Genomic DNA, 19379 nt, shown 5'->3' with positions numbered 1-19379 from the left:
CGGTGAGCGGGGCCGTTGTCGTTGGCGGGGTGAACCGCAACGCCGATCAGTCGCGGTAGGCGTCGATGCTCGGGCAGGAGCAGATCAGGTTGCGATCGCCGAAGACGTTGTCCACCCGGTTGACCGCCGGCCAGACCTTGGCGGCCTTGACCGCTTCCGACGGGAAGGCGCCCAGCTCCCGGTCGTAGGGGCGCTCCCAGGCCGCATCCATCAGATCCGCCATGGTGTGCGGCGCATTGACCAGCGGGTTGTTGTCCTGTGGCCACTCGCCGGCTTCCACGCGGCGGATTTCCTCGCGGATCGCGATCATGGCATCGCAGAAGCGATCGATCTCGAAGAGCGATTCCGACTCCGTGGGCTCGATCATCAGGGTGCCCGGCACCGGGAAGGACATGGTCGGCGCATGGAAGCCGTAGTCCATCAGGCGCTTGGCGATATCCTCCTCGCTGATGCCGGAGTCGGCCTTGAGCGGGCGGATGTCGATGATGCACTCGTGGGCCACGGTGCCGTTGACGCCGCGGTACAGCACAGGGTAGTGCGCCTCCAGGCGCCGGGCGATGTAGTTGGCGTTGAGAATCGCCAGCTCGGTCGCCTCGCGCAGGCCGCGCGCGCCCATCATCTTGATGTAGGCCCAGGAGATCGGCAGGATCGAGGCGCTGCCGAAGGCCGCCGCCGCGACCGCACCGCTGTCCTCGCGTACGCCGGCGATCGGCGTGACCACATGATTGGAGACGAAGGGCGCCAGGTGGGCCTTGACCCCGATCGGGCCCATGCCCGGACCGCCGCCGCCGTGCGGGATGCAGAAGGTCTTGTGCAGGTTGAGGTGCGAGACGTCGCCGCCGAAGTCGCCGGGGCGGGTGATGCCCACCTGGGCGTTCATGTTGGCGCCGTCGATGTAGACCTGGCCGCCGTGGTCGTGGACCAGCCGGCAGACCTCGCGCACCGTTTCCTCGAAGACCCCGTGGGTCGAGGGATAGGTGATCATGATCGCCGACAGCCGCTCGCTGTGCTGCTCGACCTTGGCGCGCAGGTCGTCGATGTCGATGTTGCCGCGCTCGTCGCACTCCACCACCACGACCTTCATGTGAGCCATGGCCGCCGAGGCGGGATTGGTGCCGTGGGCCGAGCTGGGGATCAGGCAGATGTCGCGGTGGCCCTGGCCCTGGGCGGCCTGATAGCGGCGGATGGCCACCAGGCCGGCATATTCGCCCTGGGCCCCGGAGTTGGGCTGCATCGAGATGTGATCATAGCCGGTGATCTCGACCAGGAAGGCGCTGAGCTCGTCGATCATCTGCTTGTAGCCCACGGCCTGATCGCGTGGCGCGAACGGGTGGATGTTCGCGAACTCCGGCCAGGTGATGGGAATCATCTCGCTGGTCGCGTTGAGCTTCATGGTGCACGAGCCCAGCGGGATCATCGCGTGGGTCAGCGACAGGTCGCGATTCTCCAGGCGCTTGAGATAGCGCAGCATCTCGGTTTCGCTGCGATAGCGCGTGAAGTTGGGGTGGGTCAGGTAGGCCGACTCGCGGCGCTGGCCGTCGGGAATGCCGCCGAGATGGTCGGCGATGACCGCGTCGTCCAGCGCGCTGACGGACAGGTCGTGTTCCTCGCCGAGCAGCACGTCGAACAGCTCGGCCACGTCGGCGGCCGTGGTGGTCTCGTCGAGGCTGACGCTGACGCGCTCGTCCGCATGGAAGCGCAGGTTGATCTCGTGGGTCAGGGCGCGACCATGGATCTTGCCGGTGTCGACGCCGGTCAGGGTCAGGGTGTCGAACCAGCTGGCGTTTTCCAGGGTAACGCCCTTGCGACGCAGCCCCTCGGCCAGGATGGTGGTCAGGCGGTGGATCCGCGTGGCGATGGTGCGGATGCCCTCGGCGCCGTGGTAGACCGCGTAGAAGCCGGCCATGTTCGCCAGCAGGGCCTGGGCGGTACAGATGTTGGAAGTCGCCTTCTCGCGGCGGATGTGCTGCTCGCGAGTCTGCATCGCCATGCGCAGCGCCGTGTTGCCGCGGCTGTCCTTGGAGACGCCGATGATGCGTCCAGGGATCGAGCGCTTGAGCTTGTCGGTGGCGGCGAAGAAGGCGGCGTGCGGTCCGCCGAAGCCCATCGGCACCCCGAAGCGCTGGGAGTTGCCGAGCACGATGTCGGCGCCCAGGGCGCCCGGCTCCTTGAGCAGGGCCAGGCTCATCAGGTCCGCCGCCACGCAGGTCATGGCGCGCCGCTCGCTGGCCTGGGCGATCAGGGCGCCGAGATCGTGGATGCGACCGGTGTCGCCCGGGTACTGGAACAGGGCGCCGAAGACCTCGTGCTCGGCGACCCGCTCGGCGGCGTCGACCACCAGCTCGATGTCCAGGTAGGCGGCGCGGGTACGCAGCACGTCGAGCGTCTGCGGGAAGACGTCATCGGCGACGAAGAAGCGGTCGCTCTTGACCTTCTTGTTGGCCCGGTGGCACAGCGCCATGGCTTCCGCGGCGGCGGTGGCCTCGTCGAGCAGGGAGGCGTTGGCCAGGTCCATGCCGGTGAGGTCCATGACCATCTGCTGGAAGTTCAGCAGCCCCTCCAGGCGTCCCTGGGCGATCTCGGGCTGGTAGGGCGTGTAGGCGGTGTACCAGCCCGGGTTCTCGAGCACGTTGCGCAGGATGACCGCCGGCGTGTGCGTGTTGTAGTAGCCCTGGCCGATGTAGGTCTTGAAGACCTTGTTCTGGCGCGCCAGGCGCTTCAGGTAGGTGAGTGACTCGGCCTCGCCGCGCGGCGGGTCCAGGTCGAGTTCCCGCCCCAGGCGGATGCCGGCCGGAATGGTCTTGTCGATCAGCGCCGGCATGCTCTCGACGCCGAGGGTTGCCAGCATGGCCTCGACGTCGGCGGTGCCGGGGCCGTTGTGACGATGGACGAACGCATCATGGCCGGCCAGTTCGGCCAGGCGACGATTGTCTGTAGACATGGAACACCCTAGAAGTGACGGGGCGGTCAGGCCCGCGTGAAATCGATCGATGGCGCCGGCGGCCGCGGGCCGCCGGCAGGCCGGTTCGGCTCAGTCCTCGGCGTCGGCGATCGCCGCGTAGGCGTCGGCATCCAGCAGCGAGTCGAGGACCGTGGCGTCGCTGGGCTTGATCCTGGCGATCCAGCCGTCCTCGTAGGGGGACTCGTTGACGGTTTCCGGCGCGTCCTCGAGGGTCTCGTTGACGGCCAGGACTTCACCGGCGAGCGGGGCATACAGGTCCGAGGCGGCCTTGACCGACTCGATCACGCCGAACTCCTCGTCAGTTTCCAGCTCGCGGCCGACTTCCGGCAGTTCCACGAAGACCACGTCACCCAGCGCTTCCTGGGCGTGGTCGGTGATGCCGATGGTGACGGTGCCGTCGCCATTGTCGAGGATCCATTCGTGGCTCTTGGTATAGCGCAGGTTGGCGGGAACGTTGCTCATGATTTTTCCTATACGAAAAAGGTTTTCTCTCGGGGGAAATCGTAGCGCGATTCTGCCTCAATGACGATCATCTTGTCATCCCGGTGGATCGACGGACCGAGGCAGGGGCGCGCGGCAGCCTGACCGTGCCACTAGGGTGGCCAGAAACGGCGGCGCCGTCCAGTTCCCGGAGCGCGGAATGCGATCCCGCCGCACTGGGCTCCGGGACGGGCGCGGGCCCTTGGGCATTTTCCGGGCTATCCTGCTTCTGGGAGGCCAGAAGGGCCTTTGCGCTTGAGTTGAGCCGCCTGGCTGGGTATTGTGACGCGAGTTTCCTAAAGGAAACAAGTTTTCCGGGGCTGGAGGCAGGCCCTGCTGAACCGAGGGCGTCGCCTCATGGGCTTTCTTCGGTCAAGTCGCTTCGGGGGCAGTTTTTCCTAAGGTCTACTGGAGCGCGCATGGTGGGTTCCGCTATGGTACGCGGTTCAACGCCATCCGACGCTGAGCCGGTTCGGGCGTCGGGTGGCGCGACTCCATGCACCTGGGTGCATAACAACAATCCGCAAGTGGGAGACAAGACGTGGAAACGTTGACCAATCTATTGAGCGCGATCGAGGGGGTCGTCTGGGGCCCCCTGATGCTGGTGCTGTTGCTTGGCGTGGGGCTCTATCTCCAGGCCGGCCTCAAGGTGATGCCGATTCGCAAGCTGGGAACCGGTTTCAAGCTGCTCTGGCAGGGGCGCAGCACGGCGAAGGGCGAAGAGAGCGAAGGCGAGGTCTCGCCGTTCAACGCCCTGATGACCTCGCTGTCGGCGACCATCGGCACGGGCAACATCGCCGGTGTGGCCACGGCGATCTTCCTGGGCGGCCCCGGTGCGGTCTTCTGGATGTGGATCACCGCCCTGGTCGGGATGGCGACCAAGTTTTCCGAGGCCGTGCTGGCGGTGCGCTACCGGGAAGTCGACGAGGCCGGTGACCACGTCGGCGGGCCGATGTACTACATCCGCAACGGCCTGGGCAAGAAGTGGGCCTGGCTGGGCGGCCTGTTCGCCTTCTTCGGTGCCGTGGCCGCCTTCGGCATCGGCAACACCGTGCAATCCAATTCGGTGGCCGACGGTCTGGGCGAATCGATCAACATGCCGCACTGGCTGACCGGCATCGTGATCATGGTGCTGGCCGGCGCGGTGATTCTCGGCGGCATCAAGCGTATCGCCAAGGTGGCGGGCAAGCTGGTGCCGATCATGGCGATCGCCTACTTCGCCTGCGGCGTGCTGGTGCTGATCATCAATGCCGACCAGATCGGCTCGGCGCTCGGCCTGATCTTCGGCCATGCCTTCTCGCCGGCATCCGCGGCGGGCGGCTTCGCCGGTGCGGCCGTGGCCAAGGCCATCCAGTTCGGTGTCGCGCGCGGGGTCTTCTCCAACGAGGCCGGCCTGGGCAGCGCGCCGATCGCGCATGCCGCCGCGCAGACCAAGAACCCGGTGCGTCAGGGCCTGGTGGCGATGCTCGGTACCTTCCTGGATACCATCGTGGTGTGCTCGATCACCGCGCTGGCGATTCTCACCACCAACGACTGGACTTCCGGTGAGACCGGGGCGGCGCTGACCTCCATGGCCTTCGACAGCACGCTGCCCGGCGTGGGCCAGTACGTGGTCTCGTTCGCCCTGGCGGTGTTCGCCTTCACCACCATCCTTGGCTGGGCGTTCTACGGCGAGAAGTGCTTCGAGTACCTCTTCGGCGTGCGCTCGATCAAGGTGTATCGCGTCGTCTACATCCTCGCCATCCTGGCGGGTGCCGTGGCGCCGCTCAACTTCGTCTGGCTGATGGCCAGTGTCTTCAATGCCATGATGGCGATTCCCAACCTGATCGCGCTGGCCTTGCTGTCCCCGGTGGTCTTCAAGCTCACCAAGGACTACTTCGATGGCAAGACGGTGCTGCCGGGTGAGGATCTGAATCGCTGATTCCGTTCATTCCGATGACTCAGGGTGGAGCAACCCCATGACCGAACTCAACCGTACCCCCTTGCACGATCTGCACCTCGAACTGGGTGGCAAGATGGTCGAATTTGCCGGCTATCACATGCCTGTCCAGTTCCCGCTCGGGGTGAAGAAGGAGCATGAACATACCCGCGCCGAGTGCGGCTTGTTCGATGTCTCGCACATGGGGCAGGTCGTGGTGCGCGGGCCGGAGCCGGCCCGCGCTCTGGAAAGCCTGGTCTGTGCCGACATCGTCGGTCTCGAGGCCGGGGCACAGCGCTACGCCCTGTTCACCGGAACCGAAGGCGGCATTCTCGACGACCTGATGGTGGTCAACGCCGGCGATCACCTCTACCTGGTGGTCAACGCGGCCTGCAAGGCGCAGGACATCGCCCATCTGCGTACCGGGCTGGGTGGCGAGTACAGTGTCGAGGAGCTCGATCGCGGCCTGCTGGCCCTGCAGGGGCCGAAGGCCGCCTCGGTGATGGAGCGACTGTGCCCGGCAGCCTGCGAACTGGTCTTCATGCAGCATGCTCGCTTCGAGATCGACGGCATGGCGGTATGGATCAGCCGCAGCGGCTACACCGGCGAGGACGGGTTCGAGATCTCGGTGGCCGCCGAGGACGCCGAACGCCTGGCGCGCCGGCTGCTGGCGGAAGCCGAGGTCGAGTCCATCGGTCTCGGCGCCCGGGACTCGCTGCGTCTCGAGGCGGGGCTGTGTCTCTACGGTCACGACATCGACCAGACCACGACCCCCATCGAGGCCGGGCTGATCTGGGCGATCGGCAAGGCGCGCCGCTCCGGCGGGGAGCGCGAAGCCGGCTTCATCGGCGCCGACATCATCCTGCATCAGCTGCAGGCGCGCGACCATCGTCGCAAGCGGGTCGGCCTGCTGGGCGAGGGGCGTGCACCGGTGCGTGAGGGTGCCGCGCTGTTCGACGAGGCCGGTCACTCGCTTGGCCACGTCACCTCGGGGGGCTTCGGGCCTACCGTGGGCAAGCCGGTGGCCATGGGCTATGTCACCATCGATGCGGCGGAGATTGGCAACGTGGTCTATGCCGAGGTGCGCGGCAAGCGCCTGCCGATGACCGTCAGCAAGATGCCTTTCGTGACGCCCGGTTACCATCGCGGATAACGTATTATACCGTTATCTACAATAGTTGACCTCAGCAGAGGCCGCTTCAGACGAAGCGGCCTCTTTTCGTTGGAAGTCATGCCGGGGACGGCAGGACGTGACGAAAGGTCAGGCTGATGCGCAATCCGGGAATGGCGCGTGGCAACAGGGCATGCTGAAGCCGGGCCTGGACGCCGGGACCCATCAGCAGCAGGCTGCCGTGGGGCTGGGCCACATTGAAGGGGCCGTGCGAACGGCTGCGCCAGCGAAACCGCAGTGGGCGTTCGGCACCCAGGCTGACGGCGGCGATCACCGGCTCCGGGCCCAGTTCCGGCTCGTCGTCGGCGTGCCAGCCCATGCGCTGTCGGCCATCCTGATAGCGGTTGAGCAGCACGCTGTTGAAGGTGGCGCCGGGCAGCTGTCGGGCAACCAGAGACGTCACCTGGTCGCACAGGGCCAGCACGGCCGGATGCCAGGGGGTCGGGGAGAAGCTCGTCCCGGAATAGCGGTACCGGGCCTCGGCGTCGCCCATCCAGCACTGGGCCCGGGGAATCGGGTGACGGCGTCCGTACAGAGTCAGCGTGGGCGTCTCCCACGGGATCTCGCGGTCGAGCCGGTCGAGCAGGGCGTCCCGCCGGCCCGTCTCCAGGGCGTCATCGAGTCGCCAGAGCGGTGGCGAGGCGAGCAGGCGCTGCCAGGTACGGGGTGCATGGGACATGAGGTCAGCGCAGCACCTTGTCGGGATCGATGGGCTTGCCGCCGTGGCGCACGTCGAAGAGCAGGTCGTAGCGGCCGGTGACCGCGCTGTGGCTGACGGTGCAGATGGGGGCGCCCTGCTTGACCGACTGCCCCTTGCTGACGCGCAGCTCGCCGCACAGGGCATAGACGCTCTGCAGGTTGCCGGCATGGTGGACGATCACGACCTTGCCCAGCTGGCGCATGCTGTTGGCGAAGCGCACGTCACCGTCGGCGACCGCATGCGCGACCTCGCCCCGGCGTCCGGTCAGCAGCATGGGCTGCAGGGTGCCGCGCTTGTCCCGGCCGAAATGGCGAACGATGCGGTAGTCGTCCAGCGGCCAGGGCCAGGCCTTCTGCTGCTTGACCGGGCCCGGATCGGGCAGCGGCCGCGCGGGCGGGGCCTTGCGGTGGGCCACCCGGGGGGCTCGCCGTGGCGCCTCTCCTTTCAGGGGGACCTGGATGAGCCGGCCGATGCGCAGGTCGCTGGCCTGCAGGCTGCGGTTGGCGGCGTCGATGCGCCCGGCCGTGGTGCCGAAATAGCGGGCGATACCGGCATAGGTATCGCCCGGGCGGATCTGGTAGCGGTAGGGACCGCCGCGGGGGGCGCGTTCGCGATGGCTGGGGACCAGGACGCGCTGGCCGATGCGCAGATGACGCGCCTGAACCCCCGGGTTGAAGCGCTCGAGTCGCACCAGGGGGACGCCGGCCTGGCGGGCGATGGCCCCCAGCGTGTCGCCGGGACGGATGGTGACCCAGTTGCCGGCCTGTATCCTGGTGTTGCCGCCGCTCACATAGGGCGATCCGGCGCAGCCGGCGAGCAGCAGGAGCAGTATCAGGAGGCCGAGGTGACGCAGGCCGGCCGCGCCAGCTGCTCCAGCCGGCGATCCTTTTCCTGCCACAGTGCATTGAGCCATCGTTGGAAGCGTTCCTTGTACTCCGGGTCCTGATGGTAATCTCCCTGGCGCATCCAGTCGGGCAGGGAGTGGCGGCGGACATCCACGCTGACCGGCCCCTCGCGGCCGCACAGGAAGTCCCAGAAGGTCGGGCGCTCGCGAGCGTAGGCGAGGGTCACGTCGAGAATGCCGCTGAGCCGGTTGCCCAGCAGGTTGACCACCTGGGCGCAGCCACCGGCCCTGGGGCGCAGCAGGTGGTCGTAGGGGCTCTGCTGGGCGCGCTGCTTGTGAGGCGTGAAACGGGTGCCCTCGACGAAGTTGTAGATCGCCATGGGCATCTGCCTGGCCTGCGCGCACAGCCGCTGTGTCGCCTCGCGATCGCGGCGGGCCAGCGCCGGGTTGCGGGCGATGGCATCACGGGAATAGCGGCGCATGAAGGGAAACTCGAGCGCCCACCAGGCCAGACCGATCACCGGCACCCAGATCAGTTCGCGCTTGAGGAAGAAACGCGGCATGGGGATGCGCCGGTGCAGCGCCATCTGCAGCAGGAAGATATCCGTCCAGCTGCGGTGGTTGGCGATGACCAGCCACCATTGGTCGGGCGACAGGCCCTCGGGCAGGTGGATCTCCAGGGTCGGGCGCAGCCAGCGGCGCATCCACCAGAGGTTGGTGCCGATCCAGGCCAGGGCGATGCGGTTCAATCCCGCCAGCACGCGCCGCCGAAGGCGCCGCGAGGGGGTGACGAGCTTGACCAGCGCCAGGGCATAGAGCGGCGCCGACCAGAAGACCGTGCCGGTGATGAGCAGCAGGAGGCTGACGAGTCCCTTGAGGGTCGACATGCCATTCTCCGTCAATGACTTGCCGACCATGCTACTGGAACCGGGAAAGTCTGCCCAGCGCCGGTGACTCACGCAGCGACACCGGGCGGGCGAGCATCAGTGCTGCAGTTCGGGCAGGTTCTCGTAGAGTTCGAGAGCCTCGGGGTTGGCCAGGGCATCCTGATTCTTGACCGGCCGGCCGTGGACCACGTTGCGCACCGCCAGCTCGACGATCTTGCCGGACAGGGTCCGTGGAATGTCGCTGACCTGGATGATTCGCGCGGGCACGTGGCGTGGTGTGGTGTTGGCGCGAATCGTGCGCTTGATGGTCTCGCGCAGGGCATCGTCGAGCGTCAGCCCCTCGCGCAGGCGCACGAACAGCACCACGCGGATGTCGTCCTGCCATTCCTGGCCGATGCACAGCGACTCCAGCACGCCGTCGACCTTTTCCACCTGGCGGTAGATCTCCGCCGTGCCGATGCGCACGCCGCCCGGGTTGAGCACCGCATCCGAGCGGCCGTGGATGATCAGGCCGTCTTCCGGGGTGATCTCGGCATAGTCGCCGTGGGCCCAGATACCCGGGAAGGTCGCGAAGTAGGCGTCGTGATAGCGCTTGCCGTCGGGGTCGTTCCAGAAGCCGATGGGCATCGAGGGGAACGGCCGGGTGCAGACCAGCTCGCCCTTCTCGCCGCGCACGGGGCGGCCGTCGTCATCGAACACGTCGACCGCCATGCCCAGGCCGCGGCACTGCAGCTGGCCGCGATAGACCGGGCGGATCGGGCAGCCCAGGGCGAAGCAGGAGACGATATCGGTGCCGCCCGAGATCGAGGCCAGCAGCAGATCGTCCTTGATATCACGGTAGACGTAGTCGAACGACTCATGTGCCAGGGCCGAGCCCGTGGAGAGAATCGCGCGCAGGGCGCCGAGGTCGTGCTCCCGGCCGGGAACGAGATCGTGCTTCTCGCAGGCGGCGATGTACTTGGCGCTGGTGCCGAACACGCTGACCCGTTCCTCGGCGGCCATGCGCCACAGCGAGCGCGAGTCCGGGGCGAAGGGGGAGCCGTCGTAGAGCACCAGGGTGGCCTCGCAGGCCAGTCCCGACACCAGCCAGTTCCACATCATCCAGCCGCAGGTCGTGTAGTAGAAGAGCACGTCGTCGCTTGCCAGGTCGGTATGCAGCCGGTGCTCCTTGATGTGCTGGAGCAGGGTGCCGCCGGCCGAGTGGACGATGCACTTCGGCGCCCCGGTGGTGCCCGAGGAGAACAATATGTAGAGCGGGTGATCGAAGGGCAGCGCCTCGAACTCGAGGCGGCGGGCGTCGTTGTCGAGATAGTCCGCCCAGGTCATGGCCTTGTCGATGCCGCGGGTATCCGGCGTGTCGTTCAGAAACGGGAAGACGACGACCTGGTTGAGGGAGTCGATCGCTCGGCTGATCTCGCCGACCCGTTCGCGGGTGTCGATGCGCTTGCCGTTCCAGGTGTAGCCGTCGGTGGCGATCAGCACCTTGGGCTGGATCTGCCCGAAGCGGTCGAGCACGCCGTTGAAGCCGAAGTCGGGGGAGCAGGAGGACCACACGGCCCCCAGGCTGGCCGCGGCGAGCATGCCGATGATCGCGTGTTCACTGTTGGGCACGAAGCCGGCAACCCGGTCGCCGGGGGTGACGCCGCTGCCGCGCAGGGCATGGGCCAGTCGTGCCACCTGCTCATGCAGCTCGGCATAGCTCAGTTCACGACGGCGTTCGCGCTCGTCGCGCATGATCAGGGCCGGCTTGTCGTCGCGGCGGCGCAGCAGGTTCTCGGCGAAGTTGAGCCGGGCCTCGGGAAACCAGCGTGCGCCGGGCATGGCATCCGGGCGCGACAGGACGGTGTCGCCGCGCGTCTCGGCGATGACCTCGCCGAGCTCCCAGACCATCGGCCAGAAGGCCTCGATGTGGTCGACGCTCCAGGCATGCAGGTCGGCATAGTCGGCCAGCGCCTGGTCGTGTTCGTGGTTGATGCGCTGCATCAGGGCATGCATCTGGGTCGCTTCGATGGCCGCCCGAGAAGGCTGCCAGAGTGGCGTGGACATGCTCCCCTCCTTTTTCTTGTCCGGGATGATGACGGTGACGCGCCTCGCCGGGGCGCGGGCCCGGCGCGTTCGGCTGTTCTTGTGCAGCGCAGAACAATAGCATTCAAAACCGATACCGGGAATTGTCATGCCGGCTCGGGGCGGCAACAAGGCGCCTTTGGGATGACGGAACGCTCCCGCCCGCCGGGGTGGCAGGCGCAGGGGCGAGGCGCGGGCGTGGAACGTTTCATGACCGGATGTTGAACAACACGTGACCAGTCTCGGCGAGAGCCGCAACGCCGGCCCTGGCGGGGACTTTCCCGGTGTCGCGCACAGGGTTATGCACAGTTTCTGTGCATAACTCCCCCTGATGCAGGCGTGGGTGGGCCCGGGTGGTCGTCGGGCCGTCCAGCGACTAGAATCTAGCCACACCTGAGAAACGATGCGCTACCGCCTGGCCGACTGTCGCGATTCGGCCCGGCGGTTTTCCTGTTTGCCCTGCCGACGATCCATGGAGGTGACGGCGTTGCGGAGTCTGCCGGCGACCCTGCCGATACTTTTCGTGTGCGAAATCAGCTTCCTGCTGGGCCATGGCCTGATCATGACCCTGCTCGGGGTGCGGATGTCGCTGGAGGGCTTTCCGTCGCAGATGGCCGGCCTGCTGATGTCGAGCTTCTCGCTGGGCTTCGTGCTGGGCAGCTACTTCCTGGAGAAGCGCATTCGCTCGGTGGGGCATATCCGGGTCTTCGCCGCCTGTGCCGCCATGCTGGCGGTCACCGCCATGCTGCACGGGCTGTGGGTCAACCCCTGGGCGTGGCTGGTCTGGCGCGTGGCGGGCGGGGCCTCCACGGCGGGACTGTTGATGGTGATGGAGTCGTGGGTCTCCGGGGAGTCGACCAACGACAACCGCGGCAAGGTGCTGGGCTGGTATCTGGTGATCTCCACGCTGTCGCTGGCCGGCGGGCAGTGGATGCTCAACCTGGCCGACCCGGCGACGATGGTGCTCTTCTCGGTCTCGGGGATGCTGTTCGCGCTGTCGCTGGTGCCGCTGTCGATCCACCGTATTCACGGGCCGACGCACTCGAGCCATGACACCGCCCACAAGATTCGCTTCAAGGAACTCTACAAGCGCGCGCCGGTGGGGCTGGTGGGCGCCTTCACCGCGGGGCTGATGGTCCAGGCCTTCTTCGCCATGACGCCCTATTTCGGCCAGGAGATCGGCCTGTCCACGGCGCAGACGGCCCAGTTCATGGCCACCACCACGCTTGTGGCACTGTTCGCCCAGTGGTTCCTGGGGCGCGTCTCCGACCGGCTCGACCGGCGCAAGGTGATTCTCTGCATGGCGGGAGTGATGGCCTTCACGGGGGCCTTCATCTCGGCGGCGGCGGAATACAGCTATCTCATCCTGCTGGTGGTGGCCTGCTTCCATACCGCCATGCTGCATACGCTCTACTCGCTGAGCCTGGCGCATACCAACGACTGGCTGGAGCCGTCCGAGATCATCGCCGCGAACTCCAAGCTGATGATCTGGTACGGGGTCGGCTCGATCATCGGGCCGTTCAGCGCGTCGCTGGTGATGCAGGTCGTGGGTCCCGAAGGGCTGTGGCTGTTCCTCGGCTCGGCGGCGCTGGCGCTGGCGATGTTCGTCATGGTGCGCCTGCACGGCACCCAGACCGACAAGGCGCCCGAGGTCGAGCAGGAGCCCTATGCGCCCATGCCGATGATGGAAACGCCGCACTATCACAGCGAGCTCGACACCCGTTACGACCCCCAGCAGCTCGAGTTCGACTTCGAGTTCTACGAGTACGAGGCGGAAGACGAGCACGCCGAGCGGCACGAGGGCGAGGCGGCCGCTGAAGCGCCGGCCGGGGATGCCGGGGATGACGAGACCGCTGGCACCGGCGAGGAGGCCGAGACAGGGAGCGCGGCGCCGGCAGGGGAATCGGCGTCGGACACGGCCCACGAGGACGAGGAAGGCGACGAGGCCATTCAGCAGCGTGGCGAGTCCCGGCCCGAGCCAGCACCCGCCGAGCCCTCGGCGCCACGCGCGGGATGACCCGGGGCGCACCGAGTCTGGTTCAGGCGATCTCGCAGCGGGTGTGCTCGGGCAGCAGCAGTTCGGCGGCCCTTTCCTGGGGCCCCGGCAGACTGTGCTGCACCAGCGCCAGACCGCCCGGCACGATGCGATGCTCATCCCCCTCGGCGAAGGCCAGGCGTCGCGAGGCGGCGGTATAGTAGCGGTAGTCCAGCAGCGGCGAGACCGGAAAGAGCCCGTGGCGCCGGTCGTCGCTGCCCGGCAGGCCGGCCTGCCGCAGCTGCCGGTCGAGTCCCGCCAGCGGCTGGCCGAGCCGTTCGCAGTCGAGCCCGGCGTGATGCAGGCGTGGGCCGAGCGCCGCGATCCAGGCGGCCAGCGGATGGGCTCGGAGCAGTTGCTGGTAGGTGGCCCAGTCGGGCATCGGCCAGGGGCGGCCGCGGCACAGCAGGTTCTGGCCTCGGCAGTCGGCGGGGTGGGCGGCACCGATCAGGGCTTCCAGCTGGCGGCGCGGTTCCCGGGTCAGGGCGCCGGGCTGCAGCTCCACCAGCAGCAGCCAGGCGCCGTCGTCGTCCGGCGTCAGGCAGGAGACCAGCACGCCGCGATCGGCCATGGCGTACTGGCCGGCCCGCCGGTAGCCGAAATGCGCGAGCGTGGGCAGCAATGCCTCGGAACTGAAGGGGCCGTGGTTGAGTGTCACGATCGCCAGGTATTCGGCGCTCGGTACCCGTGACCAGAGGTCCAGGGCGGCCAGGTCCGGGTTCAGGTGAACGTAGTCCAGCCACAGCTGCTGCAGAAACTCTTCGCGTTGCATGATCGGAGGTCTCCCTGTGATGCCTCCGAAGTATAGGCAGTGCCGCCCGGGGGCCATTCAACGCCACGCCTCGTCAGGCGGGGGCGGCGGGAGAGGCCGGCAGGCAGGCCAGCGTTGAACGTCGAATTTCCGCTTCCTCGTCGGCCGCGACGATGCCGATGGCCGGCCCGTCGCCGCGGTCCAGCCGCGGCGCATGACGCGCATTGGCCGCGTCGTCGAGCTTGATGCCCAGCCAGGCGAGGTCGTGGCACACGGCCTGGCGGATCGGCGCGGCATGCTCGCCGATGCCGGCGGTGAAGACCAGGGCGTCCAGGCCGCCGAGCAGGGCGACCAGCCCGCCGATTTCCCGGACCACCCGACGCACGAAGAGCGCGACCGCCTCCGCGGCGGCCGGGGCGTCACTGGCTAGCAGATCACGCATGTCATCGGACAGTCCCGAGACCCCGTAGAGCCCGCTGTCATGGTAGAGCAGGTGCTCGATCTCGTCGGCGCGCCAGCCCTTCTGCTGCAGCAGGTAGAGAATCACGCCGGGGTCGAGGTTGCCCGCCCGGCGCCCCATCATCAGCCCGTCGAGCGCGGTGAAGCCCATGGTGGTGGCCTGGCTTTGCCCATCCGCGAGGGCGCACAGGCTGCAGCCGTGACCCAGGTGGGCGATGATCACGCGGCCCCGATGGCGCTCGCCGATCAGCTCGGGCAGCTGGCGCACGGCGTGGGCGTAGGACAGTCCGTGAAAACCGTAGCGCAGAATGCCCTCCTCGGTCAGCCGGCGCGGCAGCGCGAAGCACTGGTTCAGCCAGGGCTGGCTGCGATGGAAGGCGGTGTCGAAGCAGGCCACCTGCGGCAGGGTGGGCCAGTGAGCGTGCAGGGCGTCGATCAGCGCCAGCGCCGGTGGCTGATGCAGGGGCGCCAGCGGGATCAGTTCGCGCAGCTCGTCGACCACGGCCGGTTCCAGCAGGCAGGGCGCGGCGTGGTGGCGACCGCCGTGCACGACGCGATGTCCCACGGCGCTCAGCGGCACGTCGCCGAACTGCGCCTCGAGCCAGTCAAGCAGCGGCGCAATCACGGCGGCGTGCCCGGTTCCCGTCAGGCGGGGCAAGGCGTCACTGGGCGTCGTGGCGCCGTCGAGCACCAGATGCGGCGCCTCGTTGATGCGCTCGATGGTACCGCGGACCCGGCAGCGTTCGTCATGGAAGAGCGCGACCTTCAGCGACGACGAGCCGGCGTTGAGGGCGAGAACGGCGCGCGAGGTCATGGTGTGCGCCCCCGATGCACCACCAGGCAGGCCAGCGCGGCGGAGGCCAGCCGGCTGGCAGTGGTGTCGCTGCGGCTGGTCAGCATGATCGGTACCCGCGCACCCATGACCAGCCCCGCCGCCTGGGCACCGGCCAGGTGGATGAGCAGCTTGGCGATCATGTTGGCGGATTCGAGGTCGGGGCACATCAGGATGTCGGCATGGCCGGCGACCGCCGAGGTCAGGCCCTTGGTGCGGGCGGCCTGCTCGGAGACCGCATTGTCGATGGCCAGCGGGCCGTCGAGATCGCCGCCGGTGATCTGGCCGCGCTGGCTCATCTTGCACAGGGCGGCGGCGTCGAGGGTCGAGGGAATCCGCGGATTGACGGTTTCCACGGCCGAGAGAATCGCCACCCGCGGGCAGTCGAGCGCCAGGGCATGGGCCAGATCGATGGCGTTCTGGATGATGTCCCGCTTGGCGGTCAGGTCGGGCTGGATATGCAGGGCGCCGTCGGTGATCAGCAGCGGCCGTGGATAGCTGGCGACGTCGAGGGCGTAGATGTGGCTCATCTGGCGCTCGGTGCGCAGGCCGGCCTCGTCGACGAGGACGGCGCTCATCAGCTCGTCGGTGTGCAGCGCCCCCTTCATCAGGGCGTTCACCTCATTGCGGGCGGCCAGCGACACGGCGGTCTCGGCGGCGGCGTGGCTGTGCGGGGTGTCGATGATCGTCAGGTCCGACAGCGATTCGCCGAGGGCGTGCGCGGTATCGAGAATACGCGCCTTCGGGCCGACCAGCAGCGGCTCGATCAACCCCTGGCGCCAGGCGGCCAGCGCCCCGCCCAGGGACAGCTCGTCACACGGGTGGACCACGGCGGTGCGGATGGGCGGGTAGCCGCGGGTCGCGTCGATCAGTTGCCGGTGGCGATCGCCGACCGGGGGATCGTGGGGCAGGGTGTCTTGAGCCGCCATGCTGAAGTCTCCGTCATGCCGGGCATCGCCCGGGAATGCCACGACTCTAGGCGGGAATCGTCAGGCTGGCCAGCGAGGGTGTCGCCGGGTTGATCTGCGTCACGTCCGTCGGCGCCCCGGAATGAAAACGCCGGCCCGGGGCCGGCGCGGGGAGAGGGCGCGGCTGTTCAGTTGACCGGGGTTTCCGGCATCAGCTGATTGTCGCGCACGTACTGGTCGAATTCGGTGAAGCCGCCGATGTGGGTCTGGTCGACGAAGATCTGCGGCACGGTCTCGACCGGCTTGCCGATGGTCTTCTCCATGTCGGCCTTGGTGATGCCTTCTTCATGGATGTCGATGTAGCGATAGCTGAAATCGTCGCGGGCATTGCTCAGCGCCTCGGCCAGGTCCTTGGCGCGTACGCAGAAGGGGCAGCCGGCGCGTCCGAAGATGACTGTCAGCATGGGGTCTCCTTTCGTGATGACGAGAATCGTGGGTGATGGAGCGTTGAACTGGGGGCATTGTTTCGCATTCGGCGCGCGAGGACCAATAGAGTCTCGCTACGCCGACTATTGCATGCCTTTATGGTACCGGGCTCATGCCTCGCCGGACGCCGAGCGGCCTTCGTCGGTGCGCTGCAGCAGATCGCGCAGCGCGACGTAGATGTCCGGCGCCGCGGCGACGATATGCTCGCCGTAGAGCTCCTCGGGGATACTCTCGGGCGCCGGATAGACGTGGCCGGTGCGGGCGCCGGCTTCCCGGGCGATCAGCAGCCCGGCGGCGAAATCCCAGGGCGAGACGCTCTCGTAGTAGGCATCGAGCCGCCCGCAGGCCACGTTGCACAGGTCCAGCGCAGCGGAACCGCAGCGCCGCACGTCCTGACAGTGCTGCATGACCGCCGAGAAACGGCGCAGCAGCGGCTGCCGGCCGTCGCGGCGGTAGGGGAAGCCGGTGGCGATCAGGCTGCTGTCGAGCCGGTTGGCCAGGCTGGCGCGGATGCGTGCCTGATTGCGCCAGGCTCCTTCGCCGCGGATGGCCACGAAGGTCTCGTCCAGGAAGGGGGCGTGCACCACGCCGATCTGCACGCGACCGTCCACCGCCCAGGCGATCGACACCGCGACGTGGGGAAAGCCCCGGGCGAAGTTCACCGTGCCGTCGATCGGGTCGACGACCCACAGTGGCCCCTTGCGCCCCAGCGCCTGGCGGTCGGGGGCGATCTCCTCGCTGAGTCGGGCTTCGTCGGGAAAGTGCTGCTGCAGGCGGTCGCTGATCCACTCGTCGACCGCCACGTCGGTGTCGGTGACCAGTTCCGTGCCGTGCTTGTAGCGCTGCGAGAAGCGCTGGTCGTTTCGCGCGGCCAGGATCTTCCGGCCGGCGCCCTCGGCGATGTCGGTGGCGATGGCGAGTCGCTCGGCGAGCTGCATGTAACCTCCTGGGTCGGGTCGGAATGGCGAAGGCGGGGCGGTCAGCGTCGCACCGGACGCTTCTGGAGCTTGCGCTGCAGGGTGCGGCGATGCATGCCCAGCGCCCGCGCCGTGGCGGAGATGTTGCCGTCGTGCTCCTGCAGCACCTTCTGGATGTGCTCCCAGGTGACACGGTTGATCGACGGCGGGTTGTCGGCGATGTCGATGTCGGGGTCGCCGGTCTCGCGGTTGAAGGCACCCAGCACCTCGTCGGCGTCGACGGGCTTGCACAGGTAGTTCACCGCGCCGAGCTTGATGGCTTCCACGGCGGTGGCGATGCTCGAGTAGCCGGTCAGCACCACCACGCGGCACTCGGGGGCCACGGCCAGCAGCTCCGGCAGCAGCTTGAGCCCCGAACCGTGCTCGAGCTTGAGATCCAGGGTGGCGAGCTGCGGCGGCGAGCGCCGGGCCAGCTCCAGCGCCTGCTCCTCATCCGTGGCCACCAGCACCTCGAAGCCACGCCGGCTGAAGGCACGTTCCATGACATGGCAGAACATCTCGTCGTCGTCGACGATCATCAGGCGTTCGGCAGTTTGCATAGCAGCGTTCCGTGTCGTAGGGCAATGCCGACGTCATTCGCCGGCAATCAGGCGGGGCAGCTTGACCTCGGTCAGGGTGCCGCCCTCTTCGTGATTGTAAAGACTCACGCCGCCGCCGAAGCGGTTGATGGTGGCGTGGGTCAGGAACAGGCCGATCCCCATCCCCTTGCTCTTGGTGGAGACGAAGGTATCGCCGAGCTGGTCGGCGATCGACATCGCCACGCCCGGGCCGTGATCGCGAATGTCGATGATCACTTCCTCCTTGGTCCAGTCGAGGCTGATGACGATGTCCTCGGGATTGGCGTCGGCGGCGTTGTTGAGCAGGTTCATCAAGGCCTGCTCCAGGGTGGTGTCGACCGCCAGCACGGGGGTGCCGCGCTTGCCGAGGATCTCGATATGATGGGTGACGTCCGGACGCAGTACCAGCCAGCGCTGCACGACATCCTCCAGCCAGGCCTGGGCCGGCTGCGAGGCGGGCTGGGCCAGGCGGCGGCGGTCGGCATTGGCGACCAGGTTCTGCAGCCGCGACTTGCAGGTATCGACCTGGCGGCGCAGCAGGTCGATGTCGGCCTCGAGAGTCGGCTGTCCGGCGGCGTCCTCGCGCATTTCCTTGAGCAGCACCGCCATGGTGGACAGTGGCGTGCCCAGTTCATGGGCGGTGCCGGCCGCCTGGGTGGCCACCGCCAGCACCTGCTCGTTGCGCAGGGCCGCCTCGCGGGTCCGCGACAGGGCCAGGTCGCGACGGCGCAGGGCATGGGCCATCTTGAAGATGAAGTAGGTGACCAGGCCCGCCGAGAGGCCGAAGTTCAGCCACATGCCCAGCACGTGCAGGCTGATGCCGGGGCCGATCATGCCATGGCTGAGCTGCGGCACCGGGTCGTAGAACAGCATCAGGAAGGTGTAGGCGGCCATCGCCGAGCTGGCGACGAGCCAGGCGTAGCGCCAGGGCAGGGTGGCGGCGGCAATGGTCACCGGCACCAGATAATAGGTGATGAAGGGGTTGGTGGACCCGCCGGTGTAGAAGAACAGCAGGCTCAGCCCGGCGATGTCCGCCATCAGGTGCAGCAGGTATTCGAGGTCGGTGACCGCACGGGGGCGCCCCAGCCGCCACCAGCTGGCGATGTTGATGAAGCCCATGGCGATGATCACGCTGATGACCGGCACCACGCGCAGCTGGAAGCCGAGCACCTCGATGCCGAAGATGATCGCCGCCAGAAAGCCGGTCCAGGTGATGCCGCGCACGAAGGTCAGCCGCACCAGATTGCGGTTGGGGGTCGACAAGGGCAGAGGGGTGGGCTGTTGCATGGTGACTCCGGCTGTCTGGCTATGCGCATGATAACCGATGACGGCATCGGGCTCAGTCCCC

At 67.7% G+C, this 19379-nt stretch carries 16 protein-coding genes; 3 read left to right on the top strand and 13 right to left on the bottom strand.

Annotated features, from left to right (window positions below):
• Positions 1 to 46 precede the first annotated feature (46 nt).
• On the bottom strand, positions 47 to 2941 hold the full coding sequence (gcvP, locus tag G7A98_RS06705; protein WP_163648744.1) for an aminomethyl-transferring glycine dehydrogenase: 2895 nt from the start codon (positions 2939 to 2941) through the stop codon (positions 47 to 49).
• Between the two features lie 90 nt (positions 2942 to 3031).
• Complete coding sequence (gene gcvH / locus G7A98_RS06700; protein ID WP_163648742.1) at positions 3032 to 3424, bottom strand: glycine cleavage system protein GcvH; 393 nt, start codon at positions 3422 to 3424, stop codon at positions 3032 to 3034.
• A gap of 559 nt (positions 3425 to 3983) precedes the next feature.
• Here gcvH and G7A98_RS06695 point away from each other — a divergent pair.
• Entirely contained in the window at positions 3984 to 5363 is a 1380-nt protein-coding gene (locus G7A98_RS06695; RefSeq protein ID WP_163648740.1) for a sodium:alanine symporter family protein, read from the top strand.
• A 37-nt stretch (positions 5364 to 5400) separates the two neighbouring features.
• Positions 5401 to 6513 (top strand): glycine cleavage system aminomethyltransferase GcvT, encoded by a 1113-nt coding sequence (gene gcvT / locus G7A98_RS06690; RefSeq protein ID WP_163648738.1) that lies wholly within the window; start codon positions 5401 to 5403, stop codon positions 6511 to 6513.
• Positions 6514 to 6589: 76 nt separating this feature from the next.
• Here the strand turns inward: gcvT and G7A98_RS06685 are convergent, their stop codons facing one another.
• The 4 genes from G7A98_RS06685 to G7A98_RS06670 form a co-directional block, all read right to left on the bottom strand.
• Positions 6590 to 7210 (bottom strand): alpha-ketoglutarate-dependent dioxygenase AlkB, encoded by a 621-nt coding sequence (locus G7A98_RS06685; RefSeq protein ID WP_163648737.1) that lies wholly within the window; start codon positions 7208 to 7210, stop codon positions 6590 to 6592.
• A gap of 4 nt (positions 7211 to 7214) precedes the next feature.
• Positions 7215 to 8021, bottom strand: coding sequence for a LysM peptidoglycan-binding domain-containing protein (locus G7A98_RS06680; RefSeq protein WP_240464691.1), 807 nt, complete (start codon positions 8019 to 8021; stop codon positions 7215 to 7217).
• Positions 8022 to 8062: 41 nt separating this feature from the next.
• The gene (locus tag G7A98_RS06675; RefSeq protein WP_163648733.1) at positions 8063 to 8962 is read right to left on the bottom strand and encodes an acyltransferase; all 900 of its coding nucleotides are present in this window, start codon (positions 8960 to 8962) and stop codon (positions 8063 to 8065) included.
• Between the two features lie 96 nt (positions 8963 to 9058).
• Entirely contained in the window at positions 9059 to 11008 is a 1950-nt protein-coding gene (locus tag G7A98_RS06670) for an acetoacetate--CoA ligase (protein ID WP_163648731.1), read from the bottom strand.
• 496 nt (positions 11009 to 11504) lie between these two features.
• On the opposite strand from G7A98_RS06670, the gene G7A98_RS06665 reads away from it, so the two are divergent.
• A complete protein-coding gene (locus tag G7A98_RS06665; RefSeq protein ID WP_240464690.1) occupies positions 11505 to 13043 on the top strand; it encodes an MFS transporter in 1539 nt (512 codons plus the stop codon).
• A gap of 22 nt (positions 13044 to 13065) precedes the next feature.
• Here the strand turns inward: G7A98_RS06665 and G7A98_RS06660 are convergent, their stop codons facing one another.
• The 7 genes from G7A98_RS06660 to G7A98_RS06630 form a co-directional block, all read right to left on the bottom strand.
• Entirely contained in the window at positions 13066 to 13833 is a 768-nt protein-coding gene (locus tag G7A98_RS06660) for a DUF1338 family protein (protein WP_163648730.1), read from the bottom strand.
• Positions 13834 to 13906: 73 nt separating this feature from the next.
• Positions 13907 to 15085, bottom strand: coding sequence for an acetate/propionate family kinase (locus G7A98_RS06655; protein ID WP_163648729.1), 1179 nt, complete (start codon positions 15083 to 15085; stop codon positions 13907 to 13909).
• Positions 15082 to 16032 carry a bifunctional enoyl-CoA hydratase/phosphate acetyltransferase gene (locus tag G7A98_RS06650; protein WP_163648728.1) on the bottom strand — a complete coding sequence of 317 codons (951 nt, stop codon included), beginning with the start codon at positions 16030 to 16032 and terminating at the stop codon, positions 15082 to 15084. The genes G7A98_RS06655 and G7A98_RS06650 overlap by 4 nt, the downstream gene beginning before the upstream one ends.
• A gap of 167 nt (positions 16033 to 16199) precedes the next feature.
• Positions 16200 to 16475: a GrxA family glutaredoxin gene (locus G7A98_RS06645; RefSeq protein WP_163648727.1), complete on the bottom strand. Its 276-nt coding sequence runs from the start codon at positions 16473 to 16475 to the stop codon at positions 16200 to 16202.
• 132 nt (positions 16476 to 16607) lie between these two features.
• Positions 16608 to 17435, bottom strand: coding sequence for an inositol monophosphatase family protein (locus G7A98_RS06640; RefSeq protein WP_163648726.1), 828 nt, complete (start codon positions 17433 to 17435; stop codon positions 16608 to 16610).
• 41 nt (positions 17436 to 17476) lie between these two features.
• Positions 17477 to 18013 carry a response regulator transcription factor gene (locus G7A98_RS06635; protein ID WP_163648725.1) on the bottom strand — a complete coding sequence of 179 codons (537 nt, stop codon included), beginning with the start codon at positions 18011 to 18013 and terminating at the stop codon, positions 17477 to 17479.
• 33 nt (positions 18014 to 18046) lie between these two features.
• Positions 18047 to 19318, bottom strand: a complete 1272-nt coding sequence (locus tag G7A98_RS06630) for an ATP-binding protein (protein WP_163648724.1) — start codon at positions 19316 to 19318, stop codon at positions 18047 to 18049.
• Between the last annotated feature and the right edge of the window lie 61 nt (positions 19319 to 19379).

This window comes from Modicisalibacter sp. 'Wilcox' (assembly GCF_010993675.1).
Taxonomy (GTDB): Bacteria; Pseudomonadota; Gammaproteobacteria; order Pseudomonadales; family Halomonadaceae; genus Modicisalibacter; species Modicisalibacter tunisiensis.
The sequence above is the reverse complement of the archived record's forward strand: the minus strand, read 5'-3'. Positions and strand labels throughout refer to the sequence as shown.

Excerpts from the sequence above, each read along its gene's own strand:
- gcvP (WP_163648744.1), bottom strand. The coding sequence starts at position 2,941 with ATGTCTACAGACAATCGTCGCCTGGCCGAACTGGCCGGCCATGATGCG.
- gcvH (WP_163648742.1), bottom strand. The coding sequence starts at position 3,424 with ATGAGCAACGTTCCCGCCAACCTGCGCTATACCAAGAGCCACGAATGG.
- gcvT (WP_163648738.1), top strand. The coding sequence starts at position 5,401 with ATGACCGAACTCAACCGTACCCCCTTGCACGATCTGCACCTCGAACTG.
- G7A98_RS06685 (WP_163648737.1), bottom strand. The coding sequence starts at position 7,210 with ATGTCCCATGCACCCCGTACCTGGCAGCGCCTGCTCGCCTCGCCACCG.
- G7A98_RS06675 (WP_163648733.1), bottom strand. The coding sequence starts at position 8,962 with ATGTCGACCCTCAAGGGACTCGTCAGCCTCCTGCTGCTCATCACCGGC.
- G7A98_RS06670 (WP_163648731.1), bottom strand. The coding sequence starts at position 11,008 with ATGTCCACGCCACTCTGGCAGCCTTCTCGGGCGGCCATCGAAGCGACC.
- G7A98_RS06660 (WP_163648730.1), bottom strand. The coding sequence starts at position 13,833 with ATGCAACGCGAAGAGTTTCTGCAGCAGCTGTGGCTGGACTACGTTCAC.
- G7A98_RS06655 (WP_163648729.1), bottom strand. The coding sequence starts at position 15,085 with ATGACCTCGCGCGCCGTTCTCGCCCTCAACGCCGGCTCGTCGTCGCTG.
- G7A98_RS06650 (WP_163648728.1), bottom strand. The coding sequence starts at position 16,032 with ATGGCGGCTCAAGACACCCTGCCCCACGATCCCCCGGTCGGCGATCGC.
- G7A98_RS06645 (WP_163648727.1), bottom strand. The coding sequence starts at position 16,475 with ATGCTGACAGTCATCTTCGGACGCGCCGGCTGCCCCTTCTGCGTACGC.
- G7A98_RS06640 (WP_163648726.1), bottom strand. The coding sequence starts at position 17,435 with ATGCAGCTCGCCGAGCGACTCGCCATCGCCACCGACATCGCCGAGGGC.
- G7A98_RS06635 (WP_163648725.1), bottom strand. The coding sequence starts at position 18,013 with ATGCAAACTGCCGAACGCCTGATGATCGTCGACGACGACGAGATGTTC.
- G7A98_RS06630 (WP_163648724.1), bottom strand. The coding sequence starts at position 19,318 with ATGCAACAGCCCACCCCTCTGCCCTTGTCGACCCCCAACCGCAATCTG.